Raw genomic sequence first — 10438 nt, 5'->3', positions numbered from 1 at the left:
TCCACCTCACCGCCCTCAACAGCTGAGTGCGAGCACGCCTACAAGCAGCACCGAAGTCAACCCCCGAAGGATTTACGACGCAGACCACTTAGCCACGGCGACGGAGATCCGCGGACCGGACTCCCCGCTTTCCAGGCAGGGTTGGGGAAGCAAATCCTGCTGCTTTACGATGAAGACATGACGACAGCGCGCCCATGTTCGATCGCCGACGCACTCGGCGTGGTCGGCGAGAAGTACTCCCTGCTGGTACTGCGTGAGGTCTTCTTCGGCGTCCGGCGCTTCGACGCGATCGCCCGTAACACCGGGGCCCCTCGTGACATCCTCGCCGCGCGGCTGCGGCGCCTGGTGGAAGCGGGGGTCCTGGAGAAGGTTCCGTACCAGGACCGCCCCGCGCGCTTCGAATACTGCGCCACCCCCGCCGGGCAGGACCTGCGCCCGGTGCTCCTGATGCTGATGCGGTGGGGCGACCGTCACCTGGCCGATGTGCCGCCGACCGTCCTGGAGCACACCTGCGGTTCCGACCTGGACTCCGTCGTCGTCTGCCGCTGCTGCGGCGAGGAGGTCACCAGCACGGACCTCACGCCCCGCTTCCAGGTGCCGGGGTGGACGGCGGAAGGCATGGCCTGAGCATAAGCAACCGCCCTGTACAGACGGCTTCCGGGCAGCAGCCCGTTGCCCTCGTCTCCCCTAGACTTGAGGAATCCTTCCCACCACCGGTGATTCCCCCTGGGGGTTGTCGTGAGCGTGTTCGCCGAAGCGATGCGGCAGCGGATCCGCCACGCACGGGCCGCGCTGGCGGCGGCGCGGGGGGCGGCCGACGACTACGGGACGGCCGTGGCGGAAGGGGAGCTGGAGGACGCCCTGCGCATCGCCCGCGACCACGGTGTCGAGACCGACGAGGAGCCGGCGCCGTCATAGGTCGTTGCCCGCGTAGGACAGATTGAAGCTCTTGTTGGTCAGCGGGAAGTCCGGGACGATCGTGTCGGCCAGCGCGACCGGCAGCGCCGGCCAGTTGAAGAAGGACGGGTCCGCCGTCTTCACCCGGGTCAGCGTGTGGTCACGGCCCCGCAGCTCGACGCGCGTGGTGATGGTGCCGCGCCAGCCCTCCACGATGCCGGTGCCGGCGGCCGCCGTGCCGGGCCGGCCGGGCGGGAGGTCCGCGACCCAGCGGCCGGTGATGAGCCGTTCCGTCAGTTCCTCGACGAGGGCCAGGGACGTGTCGATCTCCTCGGCCCGGACGAGGAAGCGCGCCAGCACGTCCCCCGCCGTGTGAACGGGCACGGTGAGCGCGGGCCCGTAGTCGTGGAAGGGGTGGCGGACCCGGGCGTCGGCGGCCAGCCCGCTGGCCCGCGCGACGTAGCCGAGGCAGCCGAGGTCACGCGCGGCGGCCAGGTCGAGCCGGGCGGTGCCGGTGAAGCGGTCGCGGACGGTGGTGTGCCCGAGGGCGAGGGTGACGAGGTCGCCGATCTCCCGGCCGAGCACCCGCATCCGCGCCGTGCCGGGGATCGAGCAGAGCGCCGCGCCGCCCGGGACGACGGCACCGCGCAGCAGCCGGTGCCCGGTGACCTCCTGGTTCAGGCGCAGCAGCTGTTCGCGGACGTGCTGGGCACGGGCGTTGAGGATGCCGTGGCCGACGTCGTTGCACAGGGCGCCGAGGTCGGCGACGTGGTTGTGGAGGCGTTCCAGTTCCAGGAGGAGCGCGCGGGCGCGCCGGGCGTCCTCGGGGACCCGGGTGCCGGTGGCCTCCTCCACGGCCAGGCAGTAGGCCAGGGCGTGGCCGACGGCGGTGTCGCCGCTGACGCGCTCCGCCAGCGGCAGGCCGCTGCCGGGGGTGCGGCCCTCCATGAGCTTCTCGATGCCCTTGTGGACGAACCACAGGCGGGCCTTGAGCTTGATGATGGTCTCGCCGACGACGGAGAAGCGGAAGTGCCCGGGTTCGATGAGCCCGGCGTGCACCGGCCCGACGGGGATCTCGTAGACCCCCTCGCCCTCGACCTCCAGGAAGGGGTACGGGCCCTCGGGCTCGGCGAAGGGCGGCGGGGGCCCGGCGTCGGGGTGCATGGGATACCAGCCACGGGGCCAGTGGAAGTGGCGGACGAGGCGGTGGGGCAGGGGGTGGTCGAGGGGCACGATGCCGTGCAGGTCGCGCATCTCCCGCTCGAACCGCCCGGCGGGGAAGGACAGATGGGCCAGGGTGGGCAGCTCGGGGGCCTTGGGGTCGAGGCGCACGTGCAGTTCGGTACGGGTGTCGGGCGGGCCGGAGACGAAGAGGTAGACGACTCGGACGGCCGCGCCGCCCGGGGCGGTGGGGCCGTCGTGGTGGGCCGCGACCAGCGCCAGGCGGTGGCCGTCGACGAGCAGGTCGGCGGCGCGTCCGGGCAGTTCGCCGGGGCCGATGTCGGTCACGGTCGGGGGCATGGGTCAGTGCCTTCCGATGATCTCGCCGGCGGCGGAGAGCAGCCGGGTGAGGGGGCCGGTGGCGACGCCCAGCACCGCGGCGGCGACGAGGCCGGTGACCAGGGGTGCCGCCGCGGCCGGTCCGAGCCGGACGGGTCCGTCGGCGACGGCCTCCGGTTCGGGCGGGGGGCCGAGGAGCATGCGGGCGGTGCGGGTGACCAGCGCGGCGAAGGAGGCGAGGGCCAGGACCAGGGCGACGGCGACGACCCTGCCGTGCCCGGCGGTGAACCCGGCCCGGGCGAGGCCGAGTTCGGAGGCGAAGAGGCTGAACGGCGGCAGGCCGAGCAGGGCGACCACGGACAGCCCGAAGGTGGTGCCCAGGGCCGGGGCCTCGGCCAGCAGCCCGCGCACCCTGCCGATGCGGGTGGAGCGGCGGATGCGCAGGATGTGTCCGGAGGCGCAGAACGCGACGGTCTTCGCCAGCCCGTGGCCCGCGATGTGCAGCAGGGCGGCGGAGACGGCCAGCGGGGTGCCGATGGCGGTACCCAGGGCGATCAGGCTCATGTGCTCCATGCTCGAATAGGCCAGCATCCGTTTGTAGTCGCGCTGGGCGAGCAGCAGGACGGCGGCCAGGGCCAGGGTGAGCAGGGCGGCTCCGGCGAGCAGGGTGCGGGTGTAGCCGGCGCCGAGGGCCGTGTCCGCGATGACCTTGTAGCGCAGCAGCCCGGCGAAGGCGACGGAGAGCAGGACGCCGGACATCAGCGCGGACACCGGCGCGGGCGCCTGGCTGTGGGCGTCGGGCAGCCAGGCGTGCAGGGGCGCGAGGCCGGCCTTGGCGCCGAAGCCGAGGACGATGAGGCTCATGGCGAGCCGGGTGACGGCCGGGTCGAGCCGGTCGGCGTGCGCGGCGAGCGTCGGCCAGTCCAGGGCGGACGCCTCGGAGATGCCCGCCTGCCGGGCGGCGTAGTAGAGCAGGACGGTGCCGAGGAAGGCGAGGGCGATCCCGGCGGAGCAGATCACCACGTACTTCCAGGCGGCTTCGACGGAGGCCCGGGTGCGGCGGTGGCCGACGAGGAAGGCGGTGACGATGGTGGTGGCCTCGATGGCGATCCACAGCACGCCGAGGTTCGCGGCCAGGACGGCCGCGCTCATGGCGGCGAGGAACGCCTGGACGAGGAGGTTGTAGCGGCGGGCGGCACCGGCGTCGGCCCGCTCGTGGGCGAGGTGGGCGGGGCCCGCGGCGCAGGCCAGGGCGGCGACCGCGCCGATGGCGAGCAGCAGCCACACGGTCAGGGCGTCGGCGCGCAGCAGCCGCCCGTACGCCGTCACCGGCCCGCGGTCGGGGACGGTGGCGGCGAGGGCGGCCCCGCTGAAGAGGATCGTGGCCGGGGAGACGAGGCCGAGCCAGGTGCCGACCGGGCGGGCCGGGGTCTCGTGGCCGGTGGCGAAGGGCGGTACCACCGGTCCGTCGGTGGCGAACGGCGGTGGCCCGGAAGGTGTCGCGGGAGGCCCGCCGGTGAGGGTGACCGGTCCCCCGGCGGCCGTGCCGGAGCCGGTGGCCCGTACGGGTTCGGCCGGTGTCCGCGGGGGCGGCGGCTTGTGCGCGAGGGCGGCGGAGTGCCGGGGGGCGTGGGCCCGGCGGTACGGCCGTACGCCGCGCAGCCCGGTGGCGGCGTGGGCGGCCGAGGTGGCGAGGGGCACCGCGATGGGGGCGGTCAGCAGCAGTGCGGTGGTGGCGTGCGTCATCAGTCGCGTAGCTCCCGCAGGTCGTCGATGCCGGTGCCGCCGAAGGCGGCCCGCATCCGGGTGGTGAGGATCTGCAGGACGAGAACGGCGAGCAGGACGTCGAAGGAGACGCCGAGTTCGACGATCAGCGGCACCCCGGAGGCGGCCAGGAAGGCCGTGGCGGTGATGCCGTTGTCCAGGAGCAGGAAGCCGACCACCTGCGCCAGAGCGCGGCGCCGGGTGACCAGGGTGAAGAAGCCGATCAGGACGACGGCGAGGCCGACCGGCAGGGCGCTCGTCGCGGGGGTGGGGTCGAGCTCGACGAGGGGCCGGGCGACGGCGTAGGCGAGGAGGGTGAGGAGGGCGGCGCTCAGCAGGGACGCGGCGACGTTGACCAGGGGCTGGGTCTCGCGGGCCTCGCTGACGTCCTCCTCGTAGTGGTGGGTGGGGGGCGGGGTGCCGGCGGCGAGGGCGCGCCGGATGAGGTGGGGCAGGGCTCCGGCGCGCAGCAGGCCGATGCCCGCGGCGATGGCGAGGAGGTTCCAGCGGCCCTCGTGCACGCCCAGCAGGGCGGCGACGGCGGCCAGGGCGACGCCCTGGAGGGCGAAGGCCCGGACGATCGAGGACAGTTGGCGCAGCCAGAGGACCACGACGGCCGCGAGCAGGAACGCGCCGCACGCCAGGTCGAGCAGCTGGGTGAAGACGCTGTCGTTCATGTGTCCCTCACTCACTCTCCTGTGAGGAAGTACGAGGCGGTGACCGCGAGCAGGGCCAGCAGGAAGGATCCGGCGAGCAGCTCGGGGACGCGGAACAGCCGCAGTTTGGCCCAGAACACCTCGGCGGCCGCGAGGGCGGAGCCGAGCAGGGCGACCTTGGCGGTGAGCAGGACGAGGGCGAGGGCGAGGGCGGCCGGTGCGGCGGTGGTCGCGATGCCCCAGGGGGCGGACAGGGAGGCGAGCAGTCCGAGCAGGACGGCGAGCCGCATCTGGGCACCGAGTTCGACCAGGGCGAGGTCGGGGCCCGCGTACTCCAGCACCATCGCTTCGTGGACCATCGTCAGTTCCAGGTGGGTGGACGGGTTGTCCACCGGCAGCCGGCCGGTCTCGGCGAGGACGCCGACGGCCAGCGCGGCGGTGGCCAGGAGCCCCGCCGGGGAGGCCAGCCGCACCGGGTCGTGGATGCCGCCGGAGACGATCGCGGACAGGTTGGTGGAACCGGTCGGTATCGACAGGGCGAACACCGCGAGGAGGATGGTCGGTTCGACGAGGGCGGCCACGGTCATCTCACGGGAGGCGCCCATGCCGCCGAAGGCGGTGCCGGTGTCCAGGCCGGCGAGGGCGAGGGCGACCGTGCCGAGCGCGAGCAGCGCCACCACGAGGATCAGGTCGGCGTCACCGCTGACGGGCGTGACGGTCGAGGTCAGGGGGACGAGGGCGGCGACGACGGCAGTGGTCGCGACGAGCAGGAGGGGGGCGAGGCGGAAGGCGGGCCCGGTGCCGACGGGGGTGATGGCCTCCTTGCGGAGCAGCTTGCGCAGGTCCCGCCAGGGCTGGAGGACGCCGGGGCCGGCCCGGCCCTCCAGCCGGGCCCGCACCTGCCGCATCGCGCCGGCGAGCAGCGGCGCTCCGGCGACGACGAGGACGACCTGGGCGGTCACGGCCGCCGTGCCGATGGCTCTCACGGTGTCTCCTCCTGCGTGTCCGCCGGCGTGCCCCGCCGCGCGATGCCGCTCACCAGCCCACCGCCAGGGCCAGCAGCACGGCGACAAGGCCGAAGAAGCCGTAACCGAGGTAGAGGTGAACGCTGCCGGTGGCCAGGCGGCGCGCGCTCTGGCCCAGGCCGGTGACGGCGGCGAGGACGGGGCGGTAGACACGGTGCTCGATCCGGTCGGGGATCCGGCTCTGGAAACGCACCCGTTCCACCAGATAGGCGGACTCGCGCAGCGGGGTGACGTTGACGTCCTGCTCGGGAGCGAGGACGTCGTCGAAGACCCGCTGGAGGGGTTCGGCGAACGAGGTCGCGGTGTAGGACATCCGGGCGGTCGGGGCGCCCCCGCCGCAGTCCCACAGCCTGACGTTGGCGCGGCGGCCGCGGCGGGCCGTGATCCGGATCAGGGCGGCGGCCGCGAGCACTCCGGCCGTCAGCGCGGCCGCCACCCACAGGGGGGACATGGAGGCGGCGAGCCGGTCCAGGCGCAGTTCGAAGCCGTCGCCGGAGAGCGTGGGCCCGCCCTTGAGTCCGGCGACTGCCACGGCTCGTGACAGGCCGTTGCCCAGCATGCCGGGTACGAGCGCGAGCCCGGTGCAGCCGACGGCGAGCAGGCCCATGCCGATGAGCATGCCGGGCGGGCTCTCGGTGGCGGCCGCGGCCCCGGCGCTGCGGGGGCGGGCGAAGAAGCCCACGCCGAGCGCCTTGACGAAGACGGCGGCGGCCAGCCCGGCGGACAGCGCGATGACCGCGACGGCGAGCGGCAGCACGATGGCGGTGGAGACGCCGGGCACGGTCAGGCCGTTGATGAGGGACTGGAGCAGCAGCCATTCGCTGAGGAAGCCGTTGCCGGGCGGGAGGGCGATCGCGCCGAGGGCGGCGACGGTGAAGAAGCCCGCGGTGGCGGGCATCCGGGCGCGCAGCCCGCCCATGCGGTCGAGGTCGCGCACGCCGGTGGCGCGGACGACGGAGCCGGCGGCGCAGAACAGCAGGGCCTTGAAGACGGCGTGGTTGGCGACGTGCAGGAGCGCGGCGGCGAGGGCGAGCGCGGCGGGCACCGGATAGCCGGAGGAGGCGAAGAGCCCGGCCGCGCCGACGCCGATGAGGACGAGGCCCAGGTTCTCGGACGTCGAGTAGGCCAGCAGCCTCTTGAGGTCGGAGGCCATGGCCGCCTGGAGGATGCCGTAGACGGCGGAGAGGGCGCCCGCGGCCAGGACGAGCAGCCACCCCCAGCGCGGGGCGCCGCCCAGCAGGTCGAAGGCCACGCGCACGATGCCGTAGGCACCGAGGTTGACCATGGCGGCGCTCATCAGCGCGGAGACGTTGCTGGGGGCCTCGGGGTGGGCCCTGGGCAGCCAGGGGTGCAGGGGCACCATGCCGGCCTTGGACGCGAAGGCCGCGGCGACCAGCACGAAGACCGTGCCGCGGGCGGTGGGTGACATCCCGCTCGCGCCCGCTCGCAGCGCGGTGAAGGTCTCGCCTCCGGCGCAGGCGGCGAAGAGGGCCATGCCGGCCAGCAGCAGGACCAGGCCGAGGTGGGTCATGACGGCGTACCAGACCCCGGCCTCGCGGACGGAGGCGCGGTCGCGCTGGTCGGCCAGGACGAGCAGCAGCGAGGTGAGGGCCATGACCTCCCACAGGAGGAGGAACGTCGAGACGGAGGCGGCCGCCGGGACGAGGACGAGGGTGAGGGCGAACAGGGGCAGCGCGGCCTGGACCCCGCGCGAGGCGACACCGCGCGCGTGGTCGCCCCCGGCGTAGCCGATGCCGTAGACGGCGACCGCGAGGACCACGGCTCCCGCCACCGCCATGAAGAGCCCCGACAGGGCGTCGACGGCCAGATAGACACCGGCCATCGGCAGCAGGCCGGGGAGGTGGACGGACCAGCGGCTGCCGCCGGAGGCCATGAGTCCGGCCGCGAGCCCGGCGCCGCCGAGGCCCGCGGTGCACACCCCGACGGCTATGACGCGCGCCCGTCTCGGCAGCAGCGCGCCGGACAGCGCTCCGGCGCCGGCGAGCCCGACCGCGAGGACCGCCGCGGTTTCGGCATCCCTCATGCGCGGTCCCTCGCTCGCGCGCTCCCCGGCCGTCCGCGGCCGTACGACGGCGTCGCGCCCGTCTCCCGCGTCGCGCCCCCGCCGGGCGCGGCCGCGCTCACCGGCCCGTCACGGCGCGGAGCGCCGCCACGATCCGGTCGGGGCGCGGCGGGCAGCCCTCGACCTTGAGGTCGACGGGGACCACGTCGGCCACCGCGCCCTCGACTCCGTGGCCACCGGCGAACTCACCGCAGTTCAGGGCGCAGTCGCCGACCGCCACGACGAGCCGGGGGCGGGGCATCGCGGCGACGGTGCGGCGCAGCGGTTCGGCCATGTTGCGGGTCACCGGCCCGGTGACGAGCGCGACGTCCGCGTGCCGGGGCGAGGCCACGAGGCGTGCTCCGTAGCGCTCGGCGTCGTAGACCGGCCCGAAGGCCGCCGCGATCTCGATCTCGCAGCCGTTGCACGATCCGGCGTCCACGCAGCGCACCTGGACCGAGCCGCCCAGGCGGCGGGCCGCGGCGGACTCGGCGGGGGCGGGCCGGGGCGGCGCGTCCTCCGCCACCCGTCCGGTCTCACGGATCTTGCGCAGCAGGCTCATTGAGGGCTCCCTCGGCTCGGCGTCGATGTGCCTCACGAAGGTGCGGCGGCCGTCTCCCGCCGTCACAGCGCGATCACGCGCCGGGAGACGGCCGCCGGTCGGAGGGGCCGGGAAGGGCTGCGCCGGGGCCTCGCGGGTTCCGCGACGGGCCCGGCCCGGATCGCCGGGGCCCTCGGACGGGATGGTCCGGTGGGTGCGGCCTTCGGCAGCCCCGTTGCATGAGGACTGACATGAGGACTGACTCTGCCCCGGGAAACGGGGTGCGGGGCGGCCGAGTTACGGGGAGTTCCGGCCACTGTGACGCCACGGACTGCTGGGACGGGTGGTTCGAAACCGCTTGCCGTACGCGGCAGAATCTACGAGGTCACCGGGCACCCCGGGGCACGGCGGTGAAACTCGGTGGCCGTATGACGGCTCCGTACGTCAGTCTGATTCCAGCCACCAGCCGAGGAATGGGAGACCGGTGGAGCTGTACGAATACGCGAGCCTCGACGCCGTCGGGCTGCGAGCGCTGATCCGGGCGCGTGAAGTGAGCGCGGCCGAGGTCGAGTCGGTGGCACGGCGCGCCCTCGCCGCGGCCGACGCCGACCTCGGCGCGCTGACGCTGCCGCTGTTCGAACCGGCCCTCGACCACGAGCCGGAGGGGCCGTTCGGCGGCGTGCCGTTCGTGATCAAGGACAGCGGACCGTTCGCGCGGGGCGTGCCGTTCACGCTCGGCAGCCGCAGCATCCGCGGTGCCGTCGCGCAGGCCGACCACGACCTGATGGCCCGCTTCCGCGCCGCCGGGCTGGTGGCGCTCGGCCAGACCACCGCCCCCGAGCTGGGCCTCAGCTTCTCGACGGAGCCGGTGCGCTACGGCCCGACGCGCAACCCCTGGGCACCGGACCGGGGTGTCGGCGGGTCCAGCGGCGGGGCGGCCGCGCTCGTCGCCGCGGGCGCGGTGCCGTTCGCCCACGGCAACGACGGCGCGGGTTCCCTGCGGGTGCCCGCCGCGTGCTGCGGGCTCGTCGGCCTGAAGCCGAGCCGTGGCCGTACGCCCAGCGGACCGCTCGCCGGGGAGGCGGCGTTCGGGCAGACGGTGGAGTTCGGGCTCACCCGGACCGTGCGCGACACGGCCCACCTGCTCGACGCCGTGGCCGCGCCGCCCGTCGGCGACAAGTACGCGGCGCCGCCGCCCCTACGCCCGTACGCCGAGGAACTGCGGGCCGACCCGGGCCGGCTGCGGGTCGCGCTCACCACGCGGGCGTGGTCGGGCGTGCCGGTCGACCCCCAGGTGGCCGCCGCGGCGGAGACCGCGGGCCAGGTCCTGGAGTGGATCGGGCACGTCGTCACCCCCGCCGGCCCGGCCGTCGATCCGGACGCGGTCGTCGAGGCGTTGATGCTCAGCGTCTACGCGACGGGCGCCGCGATGCTCAGGGCGCCGCGCAGGCCCGATCCGTCACTGCTGGAGGCGGTGTCGCGGGTGGTGCTCGGCGAGACGGAGGCGGCGAGCGCGCTCGACGTGATGGCGGCGGTCGACGCCCAGCACCGGGTCACACGCCCGGTCGGTGACTTCTTCACCCGGTACGACCTGCTGGTGACCCCGACGCTCGGGCAGCTCCCGGCACCGCACGGCACCCTCGACTACGACGGCCCCGGCCACACGGCCCGCTCCTGGCTGCGCCGCATCCTCGAATACGGCCCGTTCACGGCGGTGTTCAACGTCTCGGGCCACCCGGCGATGAGCTTGCCGCTCGGGCAGAGCCGGGAGGGGCTGCCGGTGGGGGTACAGCTGGTGGCCGCGCACGGGCGTGAGGATCTGCTGCTGCGGGTGGCGGCGCAGCTGGAACAGGCGGCACCGTGGGAGGACCGGAGGCCGCCGTTCTTCTGCGAGGTGGGCGTCGCCGAGGACCACGGCGGTGGCGCCGGTCTCCGGCAGCCCCGCCGCCACCTGGGCGTCCGTCACCAGCAGCGCGGGAGCGGCGTCCTCGGC

9 protein-coding genes are annotated in these 10438 nt (G+C 74.8%); 3 read left to right on the top strand and 6 right to left on the bottom strand.

The window, feature by feature from the left end; all coding sequences use genetic code 11:
- The first annotated feature begins 177 nt into the window (after nt 1-177).
- The gene (locus AB0435_RS33315; RefSeq protein WP_366428656.1) at nt 178-627 is read left to right on the top strand and encodes a helix-turn-helix domain-containing protein; all 450 of its coding nucleotides are present in this window, start codon (nt 178-180) and stop codon (nt 625-627) included.
- Nucleotides 628-738: 111 nt separating this feature from the next.
- On the top strand, nt 739-918 hold the full coding sequence (locus AB0435_RS33310) for a hypothetical protein (RefSeq protein WP_366003694.1): 180 nt from the start codon (nt 739-741) through the stop codon (nt 916-918).
- Here the strand turns inward: AB0435_RS33310 and AB0435_RS33305 are convergent.
- The 6 genes from AB0435_RS33305 to AB0435_RS33280 all read right to left on the bottom strand — a co-directional run bounded on the left by AB0435_RS33305 (nt 913) and on the right by AB0435_RS33280 (nt 8466).
- On the bottom strand, nt 913-2418 hold the full coding sequence (locus tag AB0435_RS33305; protein ID WP_366003695.1) for an NADH-quinone oxidoreductase subunit C: 1506 nt from the start codon (nt 2416-2418) through the stop codon (nt 913-915). The two genes, AB0435_RS33310 and AB0435_RS33305, sit on opposite strands and share 6 nt — an antisense overlap.
- Before the next feature lie 3 nt (nt 2419-2421).
- The gene (locus AB0435_RS33300) at nt 2422-4143 is read right to left on the bottom strand and encodes a proton-conducting transporter membrane subunit (RefSeq protein ID WP_366003697.1); all 1722 of its coding nucleotides are present in this window, start codon (nt 4141-4143) and stop codon (nt 2422-2424) included.
- Nucleotides 4143-4838: a hypothetical protein gene (locus AB0435_RS33295; RefSeq protein ID WP_366003698.1), complete on the bottom strand. Its 696-nt coding sequence runs from the start codon at nt 4836-4838 to the stop codon at nt 4143-4145. Before AB0435_RS33295 ends, AB0435_RS33300 begins: the two co-directional genes overlap by 1 nt.
- An 11-nt stretch (nt 4839-4849) precedes the next feature.
- Entirely contained in the window at nt 4850-5803 is a 954-nt protein-coding gene (locus tag AB0435_RS33290; RefSeq protein WP_366003699.1) for an NADH-quinone oxidoreductase subunit H, read from the bottom strand.
- 49 nt (nt 5804-5852) lie between these two features.
- Nucleotides 5853-7886, bottom strand: coding sequence for a proton-conducting transporter membrane subunit (locus tag AB0435_RS33285; protein ID WP_366003700.1), 2034 nt, complete (start codon nt 7884-7886; stop codon nt 5853-5855).
- Nucleotides 7887-7983: 97 nt separating this feature from the next.
- A complete protein-coding gene (locus AB0435_RS33280) occupies nt 7984-8466 on the bottom strand; it encodes an oxidoreductase (protein WP_361534450.1) in 483 nt (160 codons plus the stop codon).
- 463 nt (nt 8467-8929) lie between these two features.
- Here AB0435_RS33280 and AB0435_RS33275 point away from each other — a divergent pair.
- A partial coding sequence (locus tag AB0435_RS33275) for an amidase family protein (RefSeq protein ID WP_366428655.1) occupies nt 8930-10438 on the top strand: 1509 nt, incomplete at its 3' end.

Source organism: Streptomyces sp. NPDC051173, assembly GCF_040689515.1.
GTDB lineage: Bacteria > Actinomycetota > Actinomycetes > Streptomycetales > Streptomycetaceae > Streptomyces.
This window is presented reverse-complemented; position numbering and strand designations above follow the sequence as displayed.